Here is a 26,095-nt window from a genome sequence, read left to right as displayed (position 1 = left end):
CTCAGATCAATTGATTTGAGGCCCTTTTTCATGCTCCGCTCCCTAGCCATTTCCGCTGTTCTCCTATCCTCCGCTGCGTATGCGGAGGACTTCACCGTTGTGGCCCCCGTGTCTGCCGTCACGGTCTATCCGCAAGGTGCCACTGTCACGCGGGTGATCAGCGCGGACCTGCCGCAGGGCAGGCACCGCATTTTGCTGCCCTACACCCCATCCCACAACACCCCGCCGCGGCTACAGGCACCGGAGGGTGTCGTGATCGGCGCGATGGAGGTTTTGAATAACTACCTGACCGACCCGAAGGCGGCTTACACACCAGAACAAGCTGCCGCGGCCGAACGGGTGGACGCCGCACAAGAAGCGCTGCAAGCCTTGGAGGACGTGGTCGTGCGCGGCCAAGCTGTGGTAGAGGCACAAGGTGCCAAGAATGCGTATCTGCGTACCTTAACCGGTGCAGCCCTAACAGGGGCTGACGCTGACGCGATGCGCGCAGCCAGCAACATGGTCGCCGAAGAACTGGAGAAGGCTTGGCGCGATCAATACGCCGCTTCTGTGAAGCTTCGCGCCGACGAGAAGGCGCGCGATGAGGCGCGAAAAGTTATGCAACAGGCCGAAGAAGACCTGAAGCGCCTTGCTCCCCCAAGTGGTGCCGTCACGATGCTGGCGGTGACGGTAGAAGCGGCCTCAGCGGGTGCGGTGGAACTGTCGCTCGATAGTTTGATCGTGAACGCTGGGTGGCATGCAGACTATGACCTGAACCTAACACGCGGAGAGGATGCAATCATCGCGATGGAGCGCAAAGTCGTAATGCACCAATCGTCGGGCGAACTGTGGTCCGATATTGATCTGACGCTGTCCACCGCAAACCCCTTTGCGCAAGTCGTCCCGACGTCGCCGTATCCGTCGCGGGCATTTCTTCAGTCAAAAGGGAAAGCCTCCTTCGCCACAAGTAGAGCGGCCCCGCAGCCAGAGCTAACCGCTGATCTTATGCGCGGCGGCGTCGCCGCAGATGAAGCGCCAGTGATCACCGCCACTGCCGTGATCGACGGTCTCTCCGTGACGTATGACTACCCCGAACCCGTCAGTCTCGCGTCGGGCGGGGGAGAGTTGATCCTCGCCCTCGACGATTTTACCTTTGACGCCCGCGAGTTCAACCGCGCGGCCCCGCGCTATGACCAGACTGCGTTCCTGATGGCGGAGTTCACCAACTCCACGCAAGAACCCTTCCTGCCGGGGCAGGCGTCCGTATCGCGTGACGGCGTCTTTGTGGGGCGGACGAGTTTGCCACTGGTCTCCGCAGGCGACAAGGCGGAGGTGTCATTTGGCACCCTTGAAGGCCTGCGCCTCGACTATAAACTGCTCGACAACAACACGGGCGACCGTGGCTTCCTGACCTCCAGCAGCACGCGCATTCAGCAGATGGAATTCTCGGTGGAAAACCTGTTGGACACGACGGAAGAGGTGCAGACTATCTTCGCGCTGCCCTACGCTGAGGAAGAGGATCTTAGCATCTCGCTCACCTCCCGTCCGTCGCCGGACGAGAGGGACTTCGAGCAAAAACGCGGCGTCTCCGTTTGGAACCTTGAAGTTGGCCCGGGCGAGACAAAAACAGTCCGCGTCAATGTGGAAATGGACTGGCCCGAAGGCCAGCAATTGCATTGGCAGCCTTAAGACTTAGACCTGTTTGAAACCGTGTTCTGGGGTGTAATGCTCCAGACCACCTTCGCCGATGTCGGTCCACAGACCGTGCAGGCTCAGTTTGCCTTTCTCAAGCGCGTCCGCGACGAACGGGAAGCCTGCAAGGTTCTCTAGCGAGACCTTCACGGCTTCCTTCTCCAGCGCCCTGCGCCGGTCGTCCTCGTTTTCGATATCCTTGACCCGCTCGTATCCGGGGCGCAGGATTTCGATCCAACGACCGATGAAGCTGGTCTTTTCGGCCAGCTCCGGCGCGTGGCCGGAACACATGTCGTTGCATCCCGCGACGCCGCCGCAGTTGGAGTGCCCGAGCACGATGATATGCGCGACCTTCAATGCGTTGACGGCATATTCAATCGCGGCGGATGTCCCGTGGTGTTCGCCGTCGGGGTTAAAAGGCGGCACAAGGTTGGCAATGTTGCGGTGGATGAAGAACTCGCCCTGCTCGGCGCCGAAAATCGACGTCACATGAACGCGGCTGTCGCAGCAGGAAATAACCATGGCGCGCGGATTTTGTCCGTTGTCCGCCAAGTTCCGGTACCACGGTTCGTTGTCGGCATAGGTGGTGGCCTTCCAGCCATGGTAACGGGTGATCAGGTATGATGGCAGCGGTTTGACTGTCGGCATAACGTGGCTCCTATGATTTGGACCTATGTAGTGACAATTGACATGAAATTCGAGTGATAATCGGTTTCGCATGAAAGAGTTTCTTCAGCTTCCCCAGCAAGTGTTGCCACGTGTTTTAAGGGGGCACGTGAAATGGGGTACAGTATGCAAGATGTGGTGAAACTGGAGTTGCGCGAACCAGTGCGGGTTGATCCTGACCGTCTGGTCGAGCTCTGCGTTGCGATGGGGGAAATGCGCGCGGAGGTGTTGATAACCACCACGATGGAAGACCTCGCCAAGGGGATGGTCGAGGTCGAAGACGCGTACCTGTCGCATGACATGGTAACACTTGTGCACCGCGCTGATGCGCTGGTGGCGACGGCCAACAAGATCGGAATGACCACGTTTTCGCGGGTGGCAGATGACGTCGCCGTTTGTGCGCGCGATTGCGGTGGGGTCGCCTTGGCCGCGACCTTGAACAGGTTGCGCCGTATCGCGGACCGCTCCTTGAGTGCGGTGTGGGATATGCAAGACTTGCCGGGGTAGACTGCCGTTTGTCCCACGCGTGTACTTGCAGAATACGCTGCAAACAGTAGGCTGTGCGCGCAGCAGCAAGGCAATCAATATGTTAGACTACACACGGCTTAAATTCGCCGCGTCCAGCGATGGCGCGGTTCCCCTCTTTGCGTTGGACGCAGATAATCTGTCGGCATGGCTCGAAGGCCAAACGCCCACGGTGCAAAACTGGGTAAAGGCGCAGGGCTTCAACGCCAACGTCGGCTCTGTCTGCGTGGTGCCCGACGCAGATGGCGCGATCGGTATCGCACTGGCGGGACTTGGCGATGATACAGCCCGCGCGCGCGGACGTTTCGCTATGGCATCCGTCGCATCCGCCTTGCCAGCTGGTAGATACAGAATCGCAACGGACCACGCGCAAGATGATCTGGAAGAGCACGCGTTGGGCTGGCTCTTGTCGCAATACACCTTCGAGACGTACCGTGACCAGCCGCCCCACGCGGCGCAGTTAGTCTGCCCCGACACGTTGGATCGGAGCCGTATCGAAAATATTGCTGCGGGGGAGGCGTTGACCCGCGACCTCATCAACACGCCCGCATCCGATATGGGGCCGGACAAGCTAGAAGCGGCCGCGCGCCAATTAGCGGACGCGCATGGTGCGGCGATCAACGTGATCACGGGCGATGCGCTGATTGAGCAAAACTTCCCCATGATCCACACCGTCGGTCGGGCCTCCGCCACGCCGCCGCGCTTGATTGACATCACATGGGGCACAACTGGACCGACGCTGGCCTTGGTCGGCAAGGGCGTTTGTTTTGATACCGGCGGTCTGAACATCAAGTCCGGCGCCTCCATGGGCCTGATGAAAAAGGACATGGGCGGCGCTGCCACGGTGTTGGGTCTAGCTCATATGATCATGGCGCTGGGGCTGAATCTTCAACTCCGCGTGCTGATCCCTGCCGTGGAAAACGCCATCGACGGCTCCGCCTTCCGCCCGCAGGATATCCTGACATCGCGCAAGGGCCTCACGGTCGAAATCAACAACACTGACGCCGAAGGTCGCTTGGTTCTGGCCGACGCGCTGGCGCTGGCGGATGAAACACCGCCCGATTTGATGATCTGCATGGCGACCCTGACTGGGGCCGCGCGGGTCGCTGTCGGCCCCGATATCTCGCCGTTTTTCACGGACGACGTGCCTTTCGCGGATGCGCTGCGCGCAGGTGCGCGAACCGCGCGCGACCCCGTGTGGGAAATGCCGTTCCACGCCCCCTACGAGCCGTTGATAGAACCGGGCATCGCGGACCTTGATAACGCGCCCAAAGGTGGCTTTGCGGGGACGATCACCGCGGCGCTGTTCTTGCGTAGATTCGTCTCTAACACGGCGCGATTTGCACATTTTGACATCTACGGCTGGCAACCAACCGCACAGCCCGCACGCCCCAAAGGCGGTGTTGGCATGGGCGCACGGGCGATCCTCGCGGCGCTGCCCAAGGCGCTGAACCTATGAGGAACGACCCGCGAACAACGCCCGCGAACGGCCGCATCGCCGCCAGCTATCTGCGCGGCGAGGTGGAGGCCCCGAATTACACCGACGGGGAAATGGCGCAATGCGGGGCCGCGTTCGCCGACATCACTGGCAAGCCTGAGGGGCGGCGCACGTCGCAACTGATCTACGGCGATTTGTTCAACGTGTTGGAGCGCCGCAACGGCTTTGCTTTCGGGCAGGCGATGCACGATGGCTATTGCGGCTATGTGCAGGATAACCTTCTTGACCGGCCGCATGATGCGGACCACTGGGTCGCCATGCCCTGCACCCACATCTATCCCGGTCCGAACATGAAGCTGATGAACAACGGTGCGCTCTACCTTGGCTCCGTGGTGCAGGTGATGGAGCAGGAAGGCACGTGGTCGCGCCTGTCCAACGGTGGCTACGTGCCGTCGATGCACTTGTTGCCCGACGCACAGCGCATGAACGATCCCGTTGCCGTGGCTGACTTGCATATGGGCACGCCGTATCTGTGGGGCGGGGCAACGCGTCACGGCATTGACTGCTCCGGTCTGGTGCAGATCGCGATGCGCAGTTGTGGCATGTCCTGCCCGCGTGACAGCGATATGCAGGAAGCCGACTTAGGCCACCCTGTTCAGCTAGAGGACGCGCGGCGCGGTGATCTGGTGTTCTGGGACGGGCACGTCGCGTGGGTGTCGGGCGACAATATGATCCTGCACGCCAACGCCTATCACATGGCCGTCGCTTACGAGCCGTTATCCGATGCTATCGCGCGGATCGAGGCCGCAGGCGGCGGGCCTGTCACCTCCATCAAAAGGCTTTAATCAACGGCGCGGATCATCTTTTTCTCAAGAACGCGCAGCACTTGGCGCAGCTCCGCGCCGCGCTTCAGGATGCGCCCGTCCATGCCAATGACCGCATAGGTTTGCTGCTTGGTCGCCAGCTTGGGACGTTTCTCGATGCGGTAGATCGGGTGCTCTGCCGCGCGCCGGAAAATAGAGAACACTGCGACATCCTTTTGCATGGCGATGCCGTAGTCGCGCCACTCCCCCGCTGCGACCATGCGGCCATAGACGGTCAGGATATCGCCCAGCTCCCGCCGTTGAAACGCGACCTTGTCGGACTGGCTCGGGCGGAAGGGAATGGGCGCATTTTGGTTCATATCTATATGTTGGGCCGCGCTCGGCCTCGAATCAAGTCTTGCCTTTAAAAAGCCGTGTGATGACCCGCGCATAACCACGCTTCGCCCCTGATGTCGCCCCAGTTGCTTGCGATACACAACCTGTAGCGAGTGAGAACTCAAGCTCGACACGGTGTGATCAGCCCCCACCCAGATCGCCGTGTCGAGTGCTACGTGAATAAGAGCCCCCGGTCTGAATTTCAGGCCGGGGGTTTCCCGTTCCGGTGCGCGGATGCCGCTAAGAGAACCTGTCGCGCAGGATATTTTTTTGGACTTTCCCCATCGTATTTCGGGGCAATTCGTCGACAATCAGCAAGCGCCGCGGGTGTTTGAAGCTGGCAAGCGATGCGCCGACGGCTTCCATTATGGCAGGGATATCAGGCGTTTGTCCGTCTTGTGCGACCAAAATACCCAGCACAGATTCGCCAAAGTCCGCATCCGGCACGCCAATCACAGCGCTTTCCAGCACGGCGGGCTGCGCGTCCAACACCAACTCCACCTCTTTGGGGTAGATGTTGTACCCGCCAGAGATGATCAAATCCTTATTTCGCCCCACGATATGAACATAGCCGTCCGCGTCACGGCGCCCTAAGTCGCCTGTGATGAAGTACCCGTCGGCGCGTAGTTCTGCGGCGGTCTTGTCCGGCATTTGCCAATAGCCTTGAAACACGTTGTCGCCGCGCACCTCTATTTGGCCAATTTCCCCGCCCGGCAGGGTCTCACCGGTTTCGGGGTCGGTAATCTTCAACTCCACACCGGGCAGGGGGTGACCTACGGTGCCCGCGCGCCGCTCCCCGTTGTAGGGGTTCGACGTGTTCATATTGGTTTCGGTCATGCCGTACCGTTCCAGAATGCGGTGGCCCGTGCGCTGCTCAAACTGCACGTGGGTTTCGGCCAGCAAGGGGGCGGAGCCGGAGATGAACACCCGCATACCCGCCGTCAAAGTGGCATCGAACCGCGCGTCTTGCAGCAGCCGTGTGTAGAAGGTCGGCACGCCCATCAGGCTGGTCGCGCGGGGCATCCACGCGATCAGCGCATCCACGTCCAACTTCGGCATAAACACCATGCTGCCGCCCGCGATCAGTGTCACATTGACCGCCACAAACAGCCCGTGCGTGTGAAAGATCGGCAAGGCATGCAGCAGAACATCCGCGTTCGTGAACTGCCATTCGGACGATAGGGTTTCGGCATTGGACAGCAGGTTTCGCTGGCTCAACATCGCCCCTTTGGAGCGGCCCGTCGTGCCGGATGTGTAGAGCAGCGCGGCAAGGTCACCGTCACCACGCGGTGTCGTTGCCAGCACAGTCGGCATCGGCGCGGCGGCGTCCATCAGCGTGCCCGTGCTGTCCGCGTTCAACGTCAAAAGGGCGGCGCTCAGGCGGTGCGCGATAGGCGCGATTTGCGCTTCGGCACCTCCGTCGCAGATGATCAACGCAGCGCCGCTGTCCTCAAAGAAATAGGCCACCTCTTGTGCGGTGTAGGCCGTGTTGAGCGGCAAGAACACCAGCCCCGATTGGGCGCAGGCGGCATATATGGCAAGGCATTCCGGCGACTTTTCAACCTGCACGGCGATCCTGTCACCCGCCTTTAGCCCCAGTCCCGCGAACACATGCCCGAACTGCGCAGCCACGGCCAGAAATGCCGCGTGGGTCAATATTTTGCCGTCGGGCAGATGTAGAAACGCGGTGTCCTTGCCGGCGTGGCGGCCGAACAGGCGATCATAGAGCGGGTTTGTCACTGAAGGTCTCTTCATATGTGGGGTTAGGGCACCATAAAGGTCAGCGATGCCCAGATGGAAAGCCAAGCGGGGGTCGTGGCGGGATCACCTTCCTCCAGCGGTAAAAGCGCCACCGCGTCGACCAGATATTCGTGACCGCTTAGAACCTCGAATGATCCCACGCCCTGCGCATCCGTGCGGTGCAAAGTGATCTTCACCTCGCCGTCTGGCGCCTTGTCAAACAACTCTATCTGGGCGTCCGCGCGGGGTGCGCCATCCATCAAAACCTTCACGCGAAACGTGCCGGCGGGGTCGGTGTAGGGATTGTTGAGCGCGACGATCTCCGTCTTCAGTCCGACCTCTTGATCCGCCCCTTGGCCATGGCCCACTGCTACAAGACTTTTGGCGTAGCGGCGGTAGCGTTCGGTGAACCGCTCCGTCGGGAGGCCGCGGTCAACGTGGCTTTGCACGGCCCACTCAAAGTCTTTGTGCTTGGCGAACTTGGTGAATTTTTCCAAGCCCTTATAGGTCAGAAGGTTGTCGCTGGTCTCATGCACAATAGTCACCAGCCCTTCATCCGCGACACTCATGTTCAGCGCAGGCGTGTCGCCCAAACGCCCCGTCACGGGCTGGGTTCGTTCCGCAGTCACCAAGTCAAACCGTTCAAAACGGTTGGGATTGAACGCATAGGATGCGCCGCCAAACTTCTCGCCAACCCGAAGTTGAGCTTGAACCTTAGCGTCTTTCTGGGTCACGTATGCTTCAGGTGAAATCCAGAATTCGTGGGCATGTGCGACGGACGCCCATAAAGTCACAGCGACAACAGTGAAAAAGCGGCGGGGCAACATGATATTTCCTTTGAAAAACCTATCCTACATGCTGGTGCAACTGGCGGTGATGTCAATGCTCGCGGTGATCACGATGGCGCAGCCATCCGCCGCGCATGAAATACGGCCCGCCATTGCAGATGTCACACTGACAGACACCACCGTGGAACTGTCAATCCGCCTTACCGCAGAGCCGCTGATCGCAGGCATCGACCTTGAAGGCCTCGAAGACACTGACGAAGCCCCACAGGCGGAGCAGCACGACGCCCTGCGCGCCTTGCCCCCGACGGAGTTATCCGCGCGGCTACAGCAGGCTTGGCCTGACATCGCGAAAAACCTGTCGGTTATGGCGGGTGAGACCCCCGTCGCGGTGGAACTCACCAGCGTCGAAGTGGCGGACCAGCCCAACGTTGAACTCCCTCGTGATACGACGGTTGTTTTGACAGGCGCGTTGCCTGCCGATGGCAGTGACGTGCGCGCGGGTTGGCGCGCGGCGAATGGTCCGCTTATCGTGCGCCAAGCGGGTGGCGGTGACGAGGCCTACGCGGGCTATCTGGAGGGTGGGGCGCTCAGTGCGCCGCTGCCGCGTGCAGGGGTTGCCACCGAAAGCGCCGTCTCGGTGTTCATCCGCTACATTGGCGTCGGCTTCGACCACATCATCCCCAAAGGTCTCGACCATATCCTGTTTGTCTTGGGCCTGTTCTTCCTGTCGCTGCATTTGCGTCCGCTGATCACCCAGGTCACGGTTTTCACGGTGGCGCACACCATCACGCTGGCCCTCGCCAGCCTTGGCTACGTGTCGGTGAACCCCGCCATTGTGGAGCCCCTCATCGCCGCATCAATCGTCTATGTCGCGGTTGAAAACATCTTCACCAGCCGCGTCACGTGGTGGCGCCCTATCGTGATTTTCGCGTTCGGTTTGCTGCACGGCATGGGCTTTGCCTCCGTCTTGAGTGACTTCGGCCTTGCGCCGGGTCGCTTTGTGGCGGGGCTTATCGGCTTCAATGTCGGGGTAGAGGTCGGGCAACTTACCGTCATCGCGCTGGCCTTCCTCGCGGTCGGTCTGTGGTTTGGCAAAAAGCCGTGGTACCGCGCGTGCATTGCCATCCCTGCGTCGGTGTTCATCGCCATTATCGGGGCCTACTGGGCGATTGAGCGGGTATTCCTCTAAATGGCCCCCCCCGCGCCCAAGCCGAACACCCTCCTTGCGATCATGTCCAAGCTGGGGGCCGTTGCCTTCTTTATGGGCATGGCGACCTTGATCAAAATCGCCTCCGTCCGCATTCCGCCGGGGGAGACGGTGTTCTTTCGTTCCTTCTTCGGCCTGCCCATCATCCTCGTCTGGATCGCCACACGGGGGGAGCTGCGCACGGGGCTGAAAACCGACAACCCGCTTGGCCACTTCTGGCGCGGGTTGGTTGGGGTTACGGCAATGGCGATGGGCTTCGCGGCACTCGGCCTCTTGCCCCTGTCAGAGGTCAAAGCCATCCAATACGCGCAACCGGTTCTGGTGGTCATCTTCGCGGCCATGTTTTTGGGTGAACAGGTCCGCGCCTTCCGCCTGACTGCCGTGGCTTTGGGAATGATCGGGGTGCTGATCATCATGTCGCCGCGCCTCACTGCTTTCGCGGACGGCAGCGCCAACCCCTATCTGGCGCTTGGGGCAGTTCTCGCCTTCGGCTCCGCTATCGGGGCGGCGCTGGCGCATGTGTTCGTGCGTAAGCTCACCATGTCCGAACCCACCTCCGCCATCGTGTTCTGGTTCTCGGTCACCGCGTCCACGCTGTCACTACTGACGCTGCCGTTCGGCTGGGTCTGGCCGACTGCGACGGAATGGGCGGTGCTGGTCGGCGCGGGGCTGTGTGGCGGGATTGGCCAGATATTCCTCACATCTAGCTACCGCTACGCGGATGCGTCCGTGGTGGCACCGTTCGAATACTTCTCGATCTTGTTGGCCCTTGGCATCGGGTATTTCGTATTTGAGGAGGTGCCAACAGTCGTGATGCTTGGCGGCATCGCGCTGATCGTCTGTGCGGGTATCTTGATTATCTGGCGGGAGGGCAAGCTGGGCAAAGACCGCAAGCAAGCCCGCAAAGTCATGACGCCGCAGGGGTAGGGCGATGGACGCATTGTTGCCGCTTGGGATCGCTGGGGCGTATCTGGGTCTCGTTAATTTCGTGACGTTCTTTCTCTTTGCCTTCGACAAGCGGCGGTCGCGCACGCGCGGACGTCGAATCCGCGAGTCCAATTTGTTAATGTGGTCGGCTGTCGGCGGGACACCCGCTGCCAAGCTTGGTCAACGCTGGCTGCGGCATAAGACCGTGAAACAGCCCTTTGCGCGGCAGTTGAACTTGATCCTCCTCGCCCAAGCTATCGCGTTGGTTTTTATAGCGTTTCCACAGGTGCGCAGGCTTCTGTGGGACGCTGTTGATTTGGCAAAATCGTGGCTTTAACGGCGGCTGCGCAGGCGGGCCTCCATTTTGTGTGCAAAATGTGTTAGGGTCGCCCCACATCACATCAAAGGAGACACTTGCATGAGACACGTCCTCGACAAGCCATCCACGTCGTCAGCCCAAACCGGAATGCGCCACGCCTTTGCGTTCCAGCTGAACGAGATGCCCAGCGCCGCAACCCTCGCCCTTCAGCGCCGCAAAAAGGCCGCACCGAAGGAATCGGTACGGCCTCAGCAGTATTCCAGAATTGAGCGCGGGATCAGGGCTTAGGCCCGCACCAGCTTCTCGTAGCCTTCTGCGATGTCGCGCGCGATTGCGCCGACTTCAAAGTTGTAGTCGCCGATGGAGCCGACAGGCGTCACTTCGGCGGCGGTGCCCGTTAGCCAGCACTGCTCGAAGCCTTCCAGCTCCTCGGGCATGATGTGGCGCTCATGGACCGTGATCTGGCGGTCCTTTAACATGCCCACGACCGTTTGACGGGTGATGCCGTTCAAGAAGCAGTCAGGCTTTGGCGTGTGAACTTCGCCGTCTTTCACGAAGAACATGTTCGCGCCTGTCGCCTCGGCCACATAGCCGCGATAGTCGAACATCATCGCGTCGGAGCAGCCTTTGGCCTCCGCCGCGTGTTTGGACATGGTGCAGATCATGTAAAGGCCTGATGCCTTGGCGAAGCACGGGATGGTCTCGGGCGATGGGCGTTTCCACTTTGAGATGTCCAGTTTCGCGCCTTTCATCTTGGCGTCGCCGTAGTAAGCACCCCATTCCCACGCGGCCACGGCCATGCGCACTGGGTTCTTCGCCGAAGCGACACCCATGTCTTCACCCGCGCCGCGCCAGCACACCACGCGCACATAGGCGTCGGTCAGGTTGTTGGCTTTCAGCACTTCGTATTTGGCCGCTTCGATCTCGTCCACGGTGTAGGGGATCGGCATGTCGAGCTGGTCGCCCGAATAAAGCAAGCGTTCGGAGTGCTTGCGGCTTTCGAAGATTTTGCCGCTGTAGCAGCGCTCGCCCTCAAAGACGGAGGAGGCGTAATGCAGCCCGTGGGTCAGGATGTGGACGTTGGCGCTGCGCCAGTCCACCAGCTTGCCATCCATCCAGATGACGCCGTCGCGATCGTCATATCCACCAGCCATTACCTTCATCCTTTTCCATTTGTTGCGTGGTATACGCCCGTTTCGGACATAATATTTCATTAAAGTCAGGATTCGCTACCATTCGATACTTGGAAAGTCAACAAGGCTGACATAAACTGTCTCAAAGCAAGACGGCGGGAGCGACTGAATGTCAGATCGAGGGACGGGTCAAACACATACGAGCGGCGAAAGCCTGCTATTTCTGACAGACGACCAGCTGCGGCGCGGGATTGAGGCTATGTTCTTCGCCTACCGTGGTTTTACTGCCGACCCCGACCGCATCTTGCAGCAATACGCCTATGGCCGCGCTCACCACCGCGCCATTCACTTCATCAAACGCAGCCCCGGCAATACGGTCAACAACCTGCTCGATATTCTGGGTGTCACCAAACAGTCTTTGAACCGTGTGCTCCGCGCGCTGATCGCCGACGGTTTGGTCGAAAGCCGCGTCGGCAAGCAAGACCGTCGTGAACGCCACCTCTATTTGACCGAAACGGGTCAGGAGCTGGAAAAAGAGCTCTCTGAGGCCCAGCGTGGCCGCATGCGCGCCGCATACCGCGATGCCGGCCCAGAGGCTGTTGCGGGCTTCAGACAAGTGCTAGAACAAATCATGGATCCTGAAATGCGCAGGCATTTCCAGACATTTAAGGAGGGTTCATAGATGGCCTTGTCTCAGAACGACGCCCATTTGCTCATCGTCGACGACGATGAACGCATCCGCAAACTGATCCAGCAATTCCTCAGCCGCAACGGCTTCTGGACGACCTCAGCGCGGGATGCCGACCACGCGCGTCGCTTGCTGGAAGGTTTGGATTTTGACCTGATCGTCATGGATGTGATGATGCCGGGCGACGACGGGATTACCTTCACGCGGGAACTGCGCCAAACTCGCGACACGCCGATCCTGCTTTTGACGGCCAAAGGCGAAAGCAGTGACCGGATTTCCGGCCTTGAGGCGGGCGCGGATGACTACCTGCCGAAACCATTCGAGCCAAAGGAACTGCTGCTGCGCATCAACGCCATCCTGCGCCGCGTGCCAAACTCCGAAGACGTGGTAGAGGCCCCCAAATCCCTAACGCTGGGCGATATTCGCTATGACATCGAACGCGGTGAGATGTGGCGGAACGAGGAACTGATCCGTCTGACCGCCACCGAGGTGGCGCTGATGAAAATCTTCTCGATCAATCCTGGTGAGCCGGTCAGCCGTGCCAAGCTGGTGGAAGATTTGGGCCGCGACCGTGGTCAGGCCCAAGAACGCGCCGTGGATGTGCAAATCACCCGCCTGCGTCGCAAGATCGAAGCCGACCCGAAGCAGCCGCGTTACCTGCAAACGGTGCGCGGCTCCGGCTACATGCTTGCACCTGATTAAGGATCGCCCATGACAACCGCATTGATCACCCACACTGACTGCTTGCAACATGTCACGCCCTCCGGTCACCCCGAACGCGTTGACCGTCTTATGGCGATCTACGCCGCGCTGGATGCGTTGGGTGATGACGGGCTGATCCGCGTCGATGCCCCGATGGGCACGGACGCCGACATTCTTCGCGTCCACCCGCAGGCGCACATCGACGCGATTACCGCCGCCGCGCCGGACAGCGGCTCGCGCGCATTGGACGCGGACACGCATATGTCGGCGGGGTCGCTCACCGCGGCTTACCGCGGTGTCGGTGCCATGACGAAGGCCGTCGATATGGTGCTCGGTGGGGAGGTGCAGAACGCGTTCGCCGCCATGCGCCCGCCGGGTCACCACGCGGAAAAGCAGACGCCTATGGGCTTTTGCCTCTTTGGCAATATCGCCATCGCGGCCAAACACGCGCTGGATGTGCACGGATTAAGCCGCGTTGCCGTCGTTGACTTTGATGTCCACCACGGCAATGGCACGCAAGATCTGCTGTGGGACGAGGACAGGGCGCTGTTCATCTCCAGCCACCAGATGCCGCTCTATCCTGGCTCCGGCGCGGCCCATGAGACGGGCGCGTCCGGCAACATCTTGAACGTGCCTTTGGCCGCGCACTCCGGCGGCGCGGAGTTGCGCGACGTCTACGAGCGCGTGATCCTCCCCGCTCTCAATGACTACAAGCCAGAGCTGGTTTTGATCTCGGCAGGGTTCGACGCGCACCGCAATGATCCGCTGGCCAATCTCAATTGGGACGAGGCCGATTTTGTCTGGGCCACGCAGGCCCTGTACGACGTCGCCGATACCCACGCGCAAGGCCGTGTTGTCTCGACTCTGGAGGGCGGATATGATCTTGATGCCCTTGCCGCGTCCACACGCGCGCATCTGGAAGTTTTGATCAAGCGGGGCACCCATGGCTGACATGAAAGTAGACGAAATGAGCTTCGAGCAGGCAATGTCCGAGCTTGAGCAGGTTGTTGGCCAACTGGAACGCGGCGACGTGCCGCTGGAAGATAGCATCAAGCTTTATGAACGCGGTGCGGAACTGAAAAAGCGCTGCGAGACGAAGCTGAAAGAGGCTGAGGAAAAGGTGGCGCAAATTACCCTAAGCAGGGATGGCCAGCCAAGCGGTACGACACCAGTCGAAGGCCTGTAATCCGATGTTTCAAGCGGCCCTGACCGACGCGCAAACCCGCGTGCAAGCGGCGCTTGATGCGTCGATGAAGCCGCTCGATGGCATCATCGCCGACGCCATGCGCTACACCTGCACGGGCGGCAAGCGGCTGCGGGCGTTCCTTGTGATGGAAAGCGCGCGCCTACACGGCGCACCCACGGATGTGGCCGATCAAACCGCCGCCGCCATCGAGATGATTCACGCTTACAGCCTTGTCCACGACGACTTGCCCTGCATGGACAATGACGATCTGCGGCGCGGAATGCCAACGGTCCACATCCAGTGGGATGAACCCACGGCGGTACTCACGGGCGACGCCTTGCAAACCCTCGCGTTTGAGGTGCTGGCCGATCTCGACGTCGCGCCGGACCGACGTTTGGCGCTGATCTCTACCATGGCAAAGGCCGCTGGCGCCTCTGGCATGGTCCTTGGTCAAGCGTTGGACATCGCGGCTGAATCCGCGCCCACACCGCTCACGCTCGATGAAATAACCCGCCTTCAGGCCGGCAAAACCGGCGCGCTGATCGAATGGTCCGCGCAGGCGGGTGCGCTGCTCTCTGGGGCCGATCCCGCGCCGCTGCGCGACTATTCCAACGCCCTTGGGCTTGCCTTTCAGATAGCCGATGACATCTTGGATATTGAGGGCGACGCGGCAAAAGCGGGAAAACGCCTGCAAAAAGACGCGGACGCTGGTAAGGCGACATTTGTGTCGTTGCTTGGTATGGTGGGCGCGAAAAAACGCGCAGAGGAGCTGGTTGTGCGTGCGTGCGATGCCCTTTCCCCTTATGGCGACGAGGCAGACAACCTAAAAGCAGCGGCGCGGTTCGTGATCGACCGCGATACGTGAAGGACAAACAGATGAGCGATAGACCGCAAACGCCCCTGCTTGATCGGGTGAACACACCCGCCGACATGAAAGGTATGTCCGACGCGGAGCTGGCACAGCTCGCGCATGAGTTGCGGTTGGAGACAGTGTTTTCCGTCTCAGAAACCGGCGGCCACCTTGGCGCTGGCCTTGGTGTGGTTGAAATGACTGTCGCGATCCATGCCGTCTTCGATGCCCCTAAGGATCGCCTGATTTGGGATGTGTCGCACCAGTGCTATCCGCATAAAATCATCACCGGACGCCGCGACCGTATGCGCACGATCCGCCAGAAAGACGGCCTGTCCGGCTTCACCAAGCGCAGCGAGTCGCCCTACGATCCGTTTGGTGCGGCGCATAGCTCCACCTCCATTTCCGCAGCCCTAGGTATGGCCGTCGCCCGTGATCTTGGCGGCGCGCCGGAGCACGGTTTGGGCGATTGCATCGCCGTGATCGGCGACGGCTCCATCAGCGCGGGCATGGCATTCGAGGCCATGAACAACGCGGGCCATTTGAAAAAGCGGATGATCGTGATCCTCAACGACAACGACATGTCGATCGCGCCGCCCACTGGTGCCATGTCGTCCTACCTGTCGCGCCTCTATGCGGGTGCGCCGTTCCAAGAATTCAAAGCCGCCGCCAAAGGTGCCGTGTCCTTGCTGCCGCCGCCCTTCCAGGAAGGTGCGCGCCGCGCCAAGGAGCTGCTGAAATCCGCAACCGTCGGCGGTACGTTGTTTGAGGAGCTTGGCTTCTCCTACGTCGGTCCAATTGACGGCCACGACATGGACCAGCTTTTGGCCGTGCTGCGCACCGTGAAATTACGCGCCGACGGGCCGGTCCTGATCCATGCGATCACCAAAAAAGGCAAAGGCTATGCCCCCGCCGAAAATGCCGCCGACGGTGGCCACGCTACGGCGAAGTTCGACTTCGTCACGGGCAAACAAAAGAAGGCCCCCTCCAACGCGCCCAGCTACACTTCCGTGTTCGGCAAAGCGCTGGTAGAGCACGCCGCCGAAGACAGCAAAATCGTCGCCGTGTCCGCCGCGATGCCGGATGGCACCGGCCTTGGCCTGATGGCGGAGCGCTATCCCTCCCGCACCTTCGATGTGGGCATTGCGGAGCAACACGCCGTCACATTCGCCGCCGGTTTGGCGGCGGGCGGTATGAAGCCGTTCTGCGCGATCTACTCGACCTTCCTGCAACGCGGCTACGACCAGATCGTCCACGACGTGGCCTTGCAAGGCCTGCCTGTCCGCTTCCCGATTGACCGCGCTGGCTTGGTCGGTGCTGACGGGGCCACGCATGCGGGCAGCTTTGACATCGCGTTTATGACGAACCTGCCCGGGATGGTGGTGATGGCCGCCGCAGACGAGGCGGAGTTGGTCCATATGGTTGCCACAGCCGTGGCCTATGACGATGGCCCCATCGCCTTCCGCTACCCGCGTGGCGAAGGTGTCGGCGTTGAGATGCCGGAGAAGGGCGAAGTCCTGGAGATCGGCAAATCCCGCTTGATCCAAGAGGGCAATCGCGTCGCGCTCCTGTCCTTCGGCACCCGCCTGTCAGAGGTGATGACAGCCGCCGAGAACCTTGCCGCCAAAGGCATCACGCCCACCATTATCGATGCCCGTTTCGCCAAGCCGTTGGACGAGGACGCGATCCTGAACCTTGCGCGCAACCACGAGGCATTGATCACCATTGAGGAAGGCGCCGTCGGCGGCTTCGGCTCTCACGTCGCGCAGCTTTTGGCCGACAATGCGGTGTTTGACGCGGGCCTGAAATATCGCTCCATGGTGTTCCCCGATATCTTCATCGACCAAGCCAGCCCCGCCGACATGTACGCTGCCGCCGCGATGAACGCACCGCAGATCGAGGCCAAGGTTCTGGAGACTTTGGGCATCGCAGACATCGCGACCCGCCGCGCCTAGCTGCGGGCTTTTATCAGCCGCTCAATCTCGTTCAGCCGCGCCATCACGTCGTCGCGGTAGCTGTCGGTTGCCGCGTGCTCTTCCTCCGAATGGGCGTTCTGCATTGAGTTCACGATCAGGCCGACCAATAGGTTCACCACCGCAAATGTCGTCACCAGAATGAACGGCAAGAAGAAGGCCCACGCGTAGGGGTACACCTCCATCACGGGGCGCACGATGCCCATGGACCACGACTCCAGCGTCATGACTTGGAACAGCGTGTAGCCTGATAGCGCAAGGTTGCCGAACCACTCCGGGAAGGCCGCGCCGAACAGTTTCGTGGAGACCACCGCGCCGATGTAGAACAGCAGCGCCATCAGCAAAAACACCGATGCCATGCCGGGCAGGGCGGTCACCAGCCCCTCCACCACGCGCCGCATGGACGGGGCGACCGATAGCACCCGCAGAAGGCGCAACACCCGCAACGCCCGCAGCACCGAGAACGCGCCGGTCCCCGGCACCAGCGCGATGCCGACAATGAAGAAATCGAACAGGTTCCAGCCACGCCGGAAGAACCCCGTGCCTTGCGCGAACAGCTTCGCGGCCAGTTCCACCACGAAAATCGCCAAGCAAATGCTATCGAGCGCGAGGATCAGCGGCGCCGCCTGCGCCATCACAGGCTCCACCGTTTCTAGTCCCAAAATGACCGCGTTAAACAGGATGACGCCTAGGATGAAGTTTCGGGTAAGTGGGCGTTCCAGAAAAAGTTGCGTTTGCGCGCGCAGGGACATAAAGGCTCCGTTTATGGGTTTCAGCCCATATGGGGTTTTGTGAACTGCGCAACAAGCTCAACATGCGACGACCAGCGGAATTGATCCACCGGCTGCACCCAATCTAGGCGGTATCCGCCGTCGATGAGGATTTTGGCGTCGCGGGCAAAGCTGATCGGGTTGCACGACACTGCCGCGATCCGCTTCACACCGCTTTGCGCCAATTCAATCGTCTGGGCCTCCGCGCCTGCGCGCGGCGGGTCGATGATCACCGCATCTGTCTTGCGCAATTCTTGTGGCAGCAACGGGCGGCGGAACAGGTCGCGGGTCTCGGATTTCACCTTCTTCAACCCCGTTGCCATACGCCATCCGGCATCCAGCGCCGCGATCAGCGACGCTTCGCCTTCCAGCGCCCAGACTTCGGCTTTCTCGGCGGCGGGCAGGGTGAAGGTGCCGCAACCTGCGAACAGATCCACCACTTGTTTGGCGTCGCCCAAGATGTCGCGCACCGCGTCGGACAGCGCTTGTTGCCCGTGGTCCGTCGCTTGCAAAAATGCGCCGGGTGGCAGGGTGACTTTCCCCGCGCCGAAAATTTGGAACGGCGGCACGCGGGTCGCAACGGCTTCGCCGTCCCAGCTGAGGCGGGCCAGCTTATGACGCTCCACCAGCGCCGACATTTCCAAAATGCTCTGCGGCTCCAGCGGTTTGGCGTCACGGACGTCGATATCTAGGCCGGAGCCGGACAAAGTGACCACCAGCCCGACCGTGCTCTTGCGGGACGCGGCGGCGACGGTCAACTCCTCCAGCATCGGGATCGCCGCGATGATTGCGGGGTCCAGCAGTTTGCAGTCGGGCACTTCGATCAGCGCGTCAGAGCCGCGCCCGAAAAAGCCGACCATCGCGCCCTTCTTGGTGCGCCGCCCGTGCAACGTGGCGCGGCGGCGCGATTGCGCGGGGGAGGTCACGATAGGGCGGATGTCCGTCTCGATGCCCCGCGCGGACAGGCCCAGCCGGACAACATCGGTTTTCCAATCGGCGACAAACGCGTCGCTGGCGTGTTGCATCGCGCAGCCGCCGCAGCTTTTGAAATGGCGGCAAGGTGCTGCCACACGGTCGGCGGAGGGCGTCACGATGCGACCATCCTCGACCACCTCGTTTGGCAAGGTCCGTGGGATCGGTGCGCCCGTCTCCGGCACGCCCTCGCCCTTGTGGTTCAGTCGCAAAATGGTCTGTGTCATGGGTGCTTACTCGGCTGCTTCGGCTATGCCTATAAACCCGCCGGACTGTCGCCGCCAGTAGCGCGCGTAAAGTCCGTTCTTTTCCAGCAGGGCGCTGTGGGTGCCGTCCTCGACAATGCGCCCCGCCTCCAGCACTACAATCCGGTCCATGCGGGCGATGGTGCTTAGCCGGTGGGCGATGGCGATGACGGTTTTGCCGACCATCGCGTTCTCCAACGCGGTCTGGATCAGGGCTTCCACTTCGCTGTCCAGCGCGCTTGTGGCTTCGTCCAGCACAAGGATCGGTGCGTCTTTCAACAGGGCGCGGGCCAAGGCAATGCGCTGCCGCTGTCCGCCCGATAGTTTCACGCCGCGTTCCCCCAAATGGGCGTCGTATCCGGTGCGCCCTTTGTGGTCTTCAAGCTCCAGAATGAACTCATGCGCCTCGGCGCGGCGGGCGGCGTCGATCATCTCTTCCTCGGACGCATCGGGGCGGCCATAAAGAATGTTGTCGCGGGCGGAGCGGTTGAACATCGCCGTCTCCTGCGTGACCATCCCAATCCGCTGGCGCAGGCTTTCCTGCGTCACAGCCGATACGTTCTGATCATCAATGCGCACGGCACCCGTCTCGGTATCATAGAGCCGCAAAAGCAGGCTAACCAACGTTGATTTCCCTGCCCCCGACGCGCCAACCAGCCCCAGCTTTTCGCCGGGTTTGATGGCAAGCGTGACATCGTCGATGCCGCCGCCCGCGTCGCGCCCATAGCGGAAGGTAACCTTGTCAAACAGCACCGCGCCCTCAGGCACGCTCAGCGCTTTGGCGTCGTGTTTGTCCAGCAAGGCATGTGGTGGCGTTAGGGTGCGCATGCCGTCCTCGACCTCCCCGATATTGGCGTACATCGCCATGAGCGAGAAGCTGACCCAACCCGTCATCTGCGCGATGCGGATCGAAATGGCCCCCGCCGCCGCGATGTCGCCGGTGGTCGCAATGCCGGACTGCCACAGCATAACCGTGCCGCCGATCAGCATCACAGGCAAAATCCCCGCCGTCGTCATCAACGCAAAGCGAAAGCCCGTGGACAGGCGGCCAAATTCCAACGCGCGGTCACGCAGAACGGCCATCGCGTCCAGCGCCGACTGGTCCTCGAATTTGGAATGTCCAAACAGCTTCACCGTTTTGATGTTGGTGATCGTGTCCACCACTTGGCCTGTGACCATGGTGCGCGCGCCCGCTCGTGCCGCAGACCGCTTGCGGATGCGCGGCATGAACCAGCGGATCATCAGGATATAGCCGACCAGCCAAACCGCCAGCGCAACCGCGACCCAGCCGCTGATCGTGCCCAGCAACAGCACCGATCCTACGATCGACGCCAGCGCGAAGGCCACCACGTTGATCGTCTCCGCCGTCACTTCCGTCAGGGCGCGGGCGGTCTGCATCTGCTTTTGCGCAATGCGCCCCGCGAAGTCGCTGTCGAAGTAATCAACCGAGTGCCCCAAGGTCCAACGGTGCAGGCGGCTTTGGATCAACGGGTAGATGTTCGGCGGCACCACGATGCCGTTGAACGCCGCGCTCATCCCGAAAAACAGCGGGCGCATGATCACGAAGAAGCCCACAAACATCAGCACCAGCGGCCAGTTCTGCACAAAGAACGCCTGCGGCCCCGTGATGGCGGCGGCGTCGATCACCCAGCCCAGCATTAGCGCGGTCACCGCTTCCATAGCCCCCGCCAACGCCGAGAACACCGCCGCCAATATCAGCACCGGCCACGCCCCCGACAGGCACCATTTGCAAAACGCCCACAACGTGCGTGGCGGCGGCGTACCGGCCTCCGCGAAGGGGTCAATACTGTCGCCCAACCGGCGCAACACCGGCTCGAAGGTGCTTAGAAAACGGCTCATAAATCTGTCTCATCCGTGTTTAGAAATCCGCCCGACTGGCGCGCCCAGAACCCAGCATATAGCCCGCCTTTCGCCAATAGCGCGCTGTGGCTGCCTTGTTCGGCGATTTTGCCGCCGTCCAGCACCACAATGCGGTCCATATGGGCGATGGTGCTCAGGCGGTGGGCAATGGCGATAACGGTTTTGCCCTCCATCACACCATACAGCGTGTCTTGGATTGCGGCCTCCACCTCGCTGTCCAGCGCGCTGGTGGCTTCGTCCAACACCAAGATCGGGGCGTTCTTCAAAATCACCCGCGCTAGCCCGATCCGCTGGCGTTGCCCGCCCGACAGCTTCACCCCGCGCTCCCCCACATGGGCGTCATAGCCGGTGCGCCCTTCGGGGTCGGATAGGTCCAGAATAAACTCATGCGCCTCCGCGCGTTTGGCGGCCTCGATCATCTCGGCCTCCGTCGCGTCGGGGCGGCCATAAAGGATGTTGTCGCGCACGGATCGGTGCAACAACGAACTGTCTTGGCTCACCATGCCCGTCACCTGCCGCAGGCTGTCTTGCGTAACGCCAGTGATGTCCTGCCCGTCAATTTCGATCACGCCCCCCTCGGGGTCGTAAAAGCGCAGCAGCAGCTTAACCAACGTCGATTTGCCCGCGCCGGATCGCCCGATCAGCCCGACTTTCTCGCCCGCCCCAATCTTGAGCGACAGTGCGTCCAACCCGCCCTGATTGCGCCCGTAGTGGTGCGTCAGCGCTTTGAACTCGACCTCGCCCGCCCTTAGCGCCAAAGGCTGCGCCTGTTCGGCGTCCACCAATGCGATGGGCTGTGCGATGGTCTCCATACCTTCCGACACCACGCCTAGGGAGCGGAAGAACGACGACAATGCCCACATGATCCAGCCGGTCATTGCGTTCAGCCGAAGTGTCAAAGCCGTGGCCGCCGCAACCGCCCCGACGCTGGCACTGCCCTGCGCCCAGAGCCAGATCGCCCAGCCCACGACGCCGACAATCAGCAAGCCGTTCAGCGCGACCAACATCACGTCCATGATGGTAAAAATACGCATCTCGCGCGCAAAGGTCTGGCGGGTTTGCTCAATCGCTTCCTTGGCGAAGCGCAATTCCCCTTCATGGTGGGCAAAAAGCTTGACCGAATGAATGTTGCTGTAGCTGTCCACCACGCGCCCCGTGGTCATCGACCGCGCGTCGGAGGAGGCCTTGGACGCAGGCCCCACGCGCTTCATCGTCCACATCACCAAACACGCATACAGCCCCAGCCAAACGACCAGCGGGATCGCCAGTCGCGGATCCGCTTGCGTCAGCAAGACGAACGCGCCAACGGCATAGGCCAGTGAGAAGGTGATCGCGTCAAACACCTGAAACACCGCCTCACCAGCGGCGGGAGGCGCTTGCATAATGCGGTTGGCAATGCGCCCTGCAAAGTCGTTCTCGAACCAGCCGACGGACTGGCGCAGCACGTGCTTATGCGCGCGCCAGCGGAACAAGGTGCCGTAGTTCGGCAAGATGGCATTGTTCAAAATGCCCACGTCCGCGGCTTGGATCAGGGGGCGTATAATCAGGATGAACACGGCCGCCAGAACAAGCTCCGTGCCGTATTGCGCCAGCACCTGCGCGGGGTCGCCGCTGGACAGCACATCCACGACGCGGCCCATGTAGTAGATCAGGCCAACCTCGACCGTCGCCACCATCAGCGACAATATCGCGGCCCACACGAAGACCTTCTTGAACGGTTGTGAATAGGACCACAAAAACGCCCACAGCTTTTGCGGCGGGGCGTCAACTTCGTCGTAAGGCCCGTAGGGGTCTACCAAATTCTCTAAAAACCGGAACATCAAAACCTCGATTTCGGCCCCGTTAATCTAGGCCGTGACTTATATGAAAATCATCACGGCAGAGCTGGCCAGCGCAAGGGCCATCACCGTCATGAAGCCGCGCCACCACGCGGGGCGGGTCATAAGCACCGCCAACAAAGACCCCGCAAAGGTCCAGAACAGGCACACAAACAGGTTAATGCCCGAAAACGCCGTGCCCAGCCGGACCGCATCCGCAGCGGGCGACAAGCCGATAGCATACCCCGAGGACGCGGCCATAGCGACCACCCAAATCTTCGGGTTCACCCATTGGAATAACACGGCCTCAACAAAGGTAAACGGCCTATCGCGCCCCTCGGCTTGCGGCCCTCTGGTGGAGCGAAACAGCTTCCACGCCATCCACAAAATCCACCCTGCCGCGAGGCACTTTAGCGTAAAGGTCAATGCAGGCTGCGCCAGCAGCAACGCGCCCACGCCAAAGCCCGTCAGTGCCGACGTAATACCAACCCCCGCCGCCACACCCAAAACATGCGGCAACGTGCGCTTGAACCCGAACCGCGCGCCGGAGGTGGTAAGCAAAATGACATTTGGACCCGGCGAAAACAGCCCGAAAAACACAAAGGCGTAAAGCGGGTCAAAATTCATCGAAGCAACTCCGCCTTGCCTAGGGTAAAGCCCGACGCGATCCACCGCGCTTCCAGCTCTTTCAGCCGCGCGCCAAGGGCGGGGCCCGTTACCTGTGGCATGAGATCAGCCGCTTTCACAGGAAAAACCGCACCTGCTCCGGCCGCGATGTCGTCGTCCATTCCCGCACTTAAGGGCTGCTCGAACAATGCGCCGCGCAGTAATGCGATGTCCAAGGCGCGCGCTGCGCCGTGGCGGTAGGCAATTTCTGCCAGCCCCATGTCCGCGCCGATCAGGTCGCGCAGAAGCGCGATTTCAGTGGCGTCCGCGTTGGACAGCCGCCACTGCTCTTTCAAGCCCAAACCGCCCAAACACGCCGCGCGCCGCGTCATGCGCGGCGCGCGCCCAGCTTCCAGATGCACCAAGATCGGCAGGGCTTTCGCATCGGCACCCGTCATCACGCGCGCCAAAATTCCGGCCTGCGCCATGGCGGCGACGGCTGGTGCGGGGTCCGGCGCGGCAAGCAGTTTCTTCATCTCCGCGCCCACGCGCTCCGCCGACAATTGCGCCAACCCGTCCGCTCCTGCGGCACAGGCCGCCAGCCCGTCGGCGTCCAAGCCCTGCGCCGCGTCGCCATACCACGCGTGAAACCGGAAAAAGCGCAAGATCCGCAGATAATCCTCCGCAATTCGCGCCCCCGCGTCACCGATGAAGCGCAGGCGACGTGCGTGCAAGTCTGGCAAGCCCCCAACAGGGTCGCTGACGGCGCCGTGCCGATCCGCATAAAGGGCGTTCATCGTGAAGTCGCGCCGCGCCGCGTCCACCTGCATGGACGTGGAAAACGCGACATTCGCGTGCCGCCCGTCGGTGTCCACATCCGCGCGAAATGTGGTGATCTCATGCGCGATGCCACCCGACACCACCGTGACCGTGCCGTGCTCGATCCCCGTCGGGATGACCTTCAGGTCAGCCGCTTTCGCCGCTGCGCTCACGCGGTCGGGGGTGGCGGCGGTCGTAATATCGATATCTGCCACGGGGGCATCCAGCAGCGCGTTGCGCACGCAGCCGCCCACGAAATACGCGGTCTCTCCGGTCGCCTCCAGCGCGTCAAACACCGCTTGCGTGGCGGCGGCGCTGAGCCAGTTTCCCGTGATCCGCGTCACGCGCGCACCTGTTCGGCCAAGGACCGCAGCATTCGCGCCGTGGCCCCCCAAATGTAGTAGGGGCCGTAGGGCACCACAAAATAATGGCGCGTTCTGCCGCGCCAGCGGCGGCCTTCGATCACGTAATTTCGGGTATCCAAAACGTGCTCCAACGGCACGGTAAACACTTCCGCCACCTCGCCCGCCTCGGGCACTGGGGTGAACGGTCCGTCGATGATCGCCACATGCGGCGTCACCTGAAAGCTGGTCACCGTTTCATGCGACGGCAATGTGCCGATCAGGCGCACCTGATTGCGGTCTAGGCCGATCTCTTCCTCCGCTTCGCGCAGGGCCGTCGTCGCCAGCGTCTCGTCGCCGTCGCGTTTGCCGCCGGGGAATGCGATTTGGCCGGGGTGGTGCTTCAACGCGGAGGACCGCTTGGTCAGCACCAATTGCGCGCCATCTGTCGATGGCATCAGCGCGACCAGAACCGCCGCGTCGCGCAACACGCGCCCTTCCGGCAGCGTCACGTCAGGGTTCAGGTCGAAATCGGAAGAGGCCGCGCCCGGTTTCCCCAGCGCGGCCTCCAGTTTTTCGATCAGGTCACTGCCCGTCATCAGAGGTCTCGGCCTCGAATCCAACGGTGTTCGGGTCCATCACGTAATGGGCGCCGCAGAATTGGCAGTCCGCCGTCAGCGATCCGTCTTCCTTGGTCATGTGGCCAAGGTCGCGGGCCGAATAGATCGACAGGCTTTGACGCACCTTTTCCTCGGAGCAGGTGCAGCCGAATTTGACCGGTTGGGTGTCATAGACGACGGGCCGTTCTTCGTGAAACAGGCGGAACAACAGGTCTGTCGGTGCCACGCTCGGGCCGATCAATTCCAGCTCCTCCACCGTGCTCAGCAGCATGTTGGCGCGGTTCCAGTTTTCCGCTTCGTCGCCGTCCAGAATGTCCTCGGCTGCCAGCAACCCATCGTCGCCGATCGCATCGTCCTTCGCCATCAATGGCGAGGCCTTGGGCATATGTTGCAGCATCAACCCGCCCGCGCGCCAGCTTTCGTCAGCCCCCGGTTCGGTGGAGCGCCCGTAGGTCAGCGAAAACTTCGTCGGCAACTGCTCCGACTGGGCAAAATACGTCTCCGCACAGGCCGCAAGGCTGCCCCCCGCCAAAGGCGTGATGCCTTGGTAAGGTTTCATGTCGTTGCCTTGGTCGATCAGAATGGCAAAGAATCCCTTTCCGATCTGGCTGAACGGGTCCGCGTCAAGGTCGATGGTCTCCGCGTCGTAACTCGCATACGCGCGAATACGGGCAGGCTCGCCGTCTTCCGTCGGGCCGTAGTAATCGGTCGCGATCAGCCGCAAAGGACCGTCGCCGCGGATTTGCAGCGACAGCTTCCAACGCAGCTTGACCGTCTGTCCGATCATCGCCGTCAGCAAGGCGGCTTCGGCCACCATTGCTTCCACCAAAGGTGGATAGTCATGTTGTTCCAGCACACTGTCCAGCACGCCATCCAACCGCGCGATGCGGCCACGGATGTCGATATTGTCCAACTGGAAGGGCAGGACGGTGTCGTCCCACGCGATTTTTTGTCCAAGGGTCATGGGGTTTCCTTACGCCTAGGGGCTTGGCATACCGCGTCTACATAGGCG

At 61.4% G+C, this 26,095-nt stretch carries 27 protein-coding genes; 14 read left to right on the top strand and 13 right to left on the bottom strand.

Annotation, left to right across the window (positions count from 1 at the left end; genetic code table 11):
• The first annotated feature begins 30 nt into the window (after positions 1-30).
• The gene (locus BLW66_RS07370; RefSeq protein WP_089946481.1) at positions 31-1,668 is read left to right on the top strand and encodes a DUF4139 domain-containing protein; all 1,638 of its coding nucleotides are present in this window, start codon (positions 31-33) and stop codon (positions 1,666-1,668) included.
• A gap of 3 nt (positions 1,669-1,671) precedes the next feature.
• Here BLW66_RS07370 and BLW66_RS07365 read toward each other — a convergent pair whose 3' ends face one another.
• Positions 1,672-2,319 carry a carbonic anhydrase gene (locus tag BLW66_RS07365; RefSeq protein ID WP_089946480.1) on the bottom strand — a complete coding sequence of 216 codons (648 nt, stop codon included), beginning with the start codon at positions 2,317-2,319 and terminating at the stop codon, positions 1,672-1,674.
• A gap of 132 nt (positions 2,320-2,451) precedes the next feature.
• On the opposite strand from BLW66_RS07365, the gene BLW66_RS07360 reads away from it, so the two are divergent.
• The 3 genes from BLW66_RS07360 to BLW66_RS07350 all read left to right on the top strand — a co-directional run bounded on the left by BLW66_RS07360 (position 2,452) and on the right by BLW66_RS07350 (position 5,145).
• Positions 2,452-2,844: a hypothetical protein gene (locus BLW66_RS07360; RefSeq protein WP_089946479.1), complete on the top strand. Its 393-nt coding sequence runs from the start codon at positions 2,452-2,454 to the stop codon at positions 2,842-2,844.
• Positions 2,845-2,923: 79 nt separating this feature from the next.
• Complete coding sequence (locus tag BLW66_RS07355; RefSeq protein ID WP_089946478.1) at positions 2,924-4,321, top strand: leucyl aminopeptidase family protein; 1,398 nt, start codon at positions 2,924-2,926, stop codon at positions 4,319-4,321.
• Positions 4,318-5,145: a C40 family peptidase gene (locus BLW66_RS07350; RefSeq protein WP_089946477.1), complete on the top strand. Its 828-nt coding sequence runs from the start codon at positions 4,318-4,320 to the stop codon at positions 5,143-5,145. Before BLW66_RS07355 ends, BLW66_RS07350 begins: the two co-directional genes overlap by 4 nt.
• Here BLW66_RS07350 and BLW66_RS07345 read toward each other — a convergent pair.
• The 3 genes from BLW66_RS07345 to BLW66_RS07335 form a co-directional block, all read right to left on the bottom strand.
• On the bottom strand, positions 5,142-5,483 hold the full coding sequence (locus BLW66_RS07345) for a DUF2794 domain-containing protein (RefSeq protein WP_089946476.1): 342 nt from the start codon (positions 5,481-5,483) through the stop codon (positions 5,142-5,144). The two genes, BLW66_RS07350 and BLW66_RS07345, sit on opposite strands and share 4 nt — an antisense overlap.
• 256 nt (positions 5,484-5,739) lie before the next feature.
• Entirely contained in the window at positions 5,740-7,239 is a 1,500-nt protein-coding gene (locus BLW66_RS07340) for a malonate--CoA ligase (RefSeq protein WP_089946475.1), read from the bottom strand.
• A gap of 23 nt (positions 7,240-7,262) precedes the next feature.
• Complete coding sequence (locus BLW66_RS07335) at positions 7,263-8,066, bottom strand: DUF4198 domain-containing protein (protein ID WP_089946474.1); 804 nt, start codon at positions 8,064-8,066, stop codon at positions 7,263-7,265.
• Between BLW66_RS07335 and BLW66_RS07330 the strand changes: the two genes are divergently transcribed.
• The 4 genes from BLW66_RS07330 to BLW66_RS07315 all read left to right on the top strand — a co-directional run bounded on the left by BLW66_RS07330 (position 8,065) and on the right by BLW66_RS07315 (position 10,768).
• Positions 8,065-9,216, top strand: a complete 1,152-nt coding sequence (locus BLW66_RS07330) for a HupE/UreJ family protein (RefSeq protein ID WP_244508571.1) — start codon at positions 8,065-8,067, stop codon at positions 9,214-9,216. The two genes, BLW66_RS07335 and BLW66_RS07330, sit on opposite strands and share 2 nt — an antisense overlap.
• Positions 9,217-10,161, top strand: coding sequence for a DMT family transporter (locus BLW66_RS07325; protein WP_089946473.1), 945 nt, complete (start codon positions 9,217-9,219; stop codon positions 10,159-10,161). It begins immediately after the preceding gene.
• Between the two features lie 4 nt (positions 10,162-10,165).
• Entirely contained in the window at positions 10,166-10,498 is a 333-nt protein-coding gene (locus tag BLW66_RS07320) for a DUF1294 domain-containing protein (RefSeq protein ID WP_211664263.1), read from the top strand.
• An 81-nt stretch (positions 10,499-10,579) separates the two neighbouring features.
• Complete coding sequence (locus tag BLW66_RS07315; protein ID WP_089946472.1) at positions 10,580-10,768, top strand: hypothetical protein; 189 nt, start codon at positions 10,580-10,582, stop codon at positions 10,766-10,768.
• Here BLW66_RS07315 and BLW66_RS07310 read toward each other — a convergent pair.
• Positions 10,765-11,634 (bottom strand): branched-chain amino acid aminotransferase, encoded by an 870-nt coding sequence (locus BLW66_RS07310; RefSeq protein WP_089946471.1) that lies wholly within the window; start codon positions 11,632-11,634, stop codon positions 10,765-10,767. The genes BLW66_RS07315 and BLW66_RS07310 overlap by 4 nt on opposite strands.
• A gap of 148 nt (positions 11,635-11,782) precedes the next feature.
• Between BLW66_RS07310 and BLW66_RS07305 the strand changes: the two genes are divergently transcribed.
• From BLW66_RS07305 to dxs, 6 genes are read left to right on the top strand one after another with little or no spacing between them, the layout of a single operon-like run.
• Entirely contained in the window at positions 11,783-12,295 is a 513-nt protein-coding gene (locus BLW66_RS07305) for a MarR family winged helix-turn-helix transcriptional regulator (protein WP_089946470.1), read from the top strand.
• Between the two features lie 6 nt (positions 12,296-12,301).
• Positions 12,302-13,003, top strand: a complete 702-nt coding sequence (locus BLW66_RS07300; protein ID WP_089946708.1) for a response regulator — start codon at positions 12,302-12,304, stop codon at positions 13,001-13,003.
• Positions 13,004-13,012: 9 nt separating this feature from the next.
• Positions 13,013-13,954 (top strand): histone deacetylase family protein, encoded by a 942-nt coding sequence (locus tag BLW66_RS07295; RefSeq protein ID WP_089946469.1) that lies wholly within the window; start codon positions 13,013-13,015, stop codon positions 13,952-13,954.
• On the top strand, positions 13,947-14,189 hold the full coding sequence (locus BLW66_RS07290; RefSeq protein WP_089946468.1) for an exodeoxyribonuclease VII small subunit: 243 nt from the start codon (positions 13,947-13,949) through the stop codon (positions 14,187-14,189). Before BLW66_RS07295 ends, BLW66_RS07290 begins: the two co-directional genes overlap by 8 nt.
• Before the next feature lie 4 nt (positions 14,190-14,193).
• The gene (locus tag BLW66_RS07285; protein WP_089946467.1) at positions 14,194-15,054 is read left to right on the top strand and encodes a polyprenyl synthetase family protein; all 861 of its coding nucleotides are present in this window, start codon (positions 14,194-14,196) and stop codon (positions 15,052-15,054) included.
• A gap of 11 nt (positions 15,055-15,065) precedes the next feature.
• Entirely contained in the window at positions 15,066-16,994 is a 1,929-nt protein-coding gene (gene dxs, locus BLW66_RS07280; protein ID WP_089946466.1) for a 1-deoxy-D-xylulose-5-phosphate synthase, read from the top strand.
• Here dxs and BLW66_RS07275 read toward each other — a convergent pair.
• From BLW66_RS07275 to hslO, 8 genes are read right to left on the bottom strand one after another with little or no spacing between them, the layout of a single operon-like run.
• Entirely contained in the window at positions 16,991-17,764 is a 774-nt protein-coding gene (locus BLW66_RS07275; RefSeq protein WP_089946465.1) for an ion transporter, read from the bottom strand. The two genes, dxs and BLW66_RS07275, sit on opposite strands and share 4 nt — an antisense overlap.
• Positions 17,765-17,784: 20 nt before the next feature.
• A complete protein-coding gene (locus BLW66_RS07270) occupies positions 17,785-18,981 on the bottom strand; it encodes a class I SAM-dependent RNA methyltransferase (protein WP_089946464.1) in 1,197 nt (398 codons plus the stop codon).
• Positions 18,982-18,987: 6 nt separating this feature from the next.
• Positions 18,988-20,859 (bottom strand): ABC transporter ATP-binding protein, encoded by a 1,872-nt coding sequence (locus BLW66_RS07265; RefSeq protein ID WP_089946463.1) that lies wholly within the window; start codon positions 20,857-20,859, stop codon positions 18,988-18,990.
• Positions 20,856-22,700, bottom strand: coding sequence for an ABC transporter ATP-binding protein (locus tag BLW66_RS07260; protein WP_089946462.1), 1,845 nt, complete (start codon positions 22,698-22,700; stop codon positions 20,856-20,858). The genes BLW66_RS07265 and BLW66_RS07260 overlap by 4 nt, the downstream gene beginning before the upstream one ends.
• 39 nt (positions 22,701-22,739) lie before the next feature.
• Complete coding sequence (locus BLW66_RS07255; RefSeq protein ID WP_089946461.1) at positions 22,740-23,324, bottom strand: LysE family translocator; 585 nt, start codon at positions 23,322-23,324, stop codon at positions 22,740-22,742.
• A complete protein-coding gene (locus BLW66_RS07250) occupies positions 23,321-24,466 on the bottom strand; it encodes a CCA tRNA nucleotidyltransferase (protein WP_089946460.1) in 1,146 nt (381 codons plus the stop codon). Before BLW66_RS07250 ends, BLW66_RS07255 begins: the two co-directional genes overlap by 4 nt.
• Positions 24,463-25,062, bottom strand: coding sequence for a CoA pyrophosphatase (locus tag BLW66_RS07245; protein WP_089946459.1), 600 nt, complete (start codon positions 25,060-25,062; stop codon positions 24,463-24,465). Before BLW66_RS07245 ends, BLW66_RS07250 begins: the two co-directional genes overlap by 4 nt.
• Positions 25,049-26,047: an Hsp33 family molecular chaperone HslO gene (gene hslO, locus BLW66_RS07240; RefSeq protein WP_089946458.1), complete on the bottom strand. Its 999-nt coding sequence runs from the start codon at positions 26,045-26,047 to the stop codon at positions 25,049-25,051. Before hslO ends, BLW66_RS07245 begins: the two co-directional genes overlap by 14 nt.
• Positions 26,048-26,095: the final 48 nt, after the last annotated feature.

The sequence above is a fragment of the Litoreibacter albidus genome, from assembly GCF_900107015.1.
GTDB lineage: Bacteria > Pseudomonadota > Alphaproteobacteria > Rhodobacterales > Rhodobacteraceae > Litoreibacter > Litoreibacter albidus.
The sequence above is the reverse complement of the archived record's forward strand: the minus strand, read 5'-3'. Positions and strand labels throughout refer to the sequence as shown.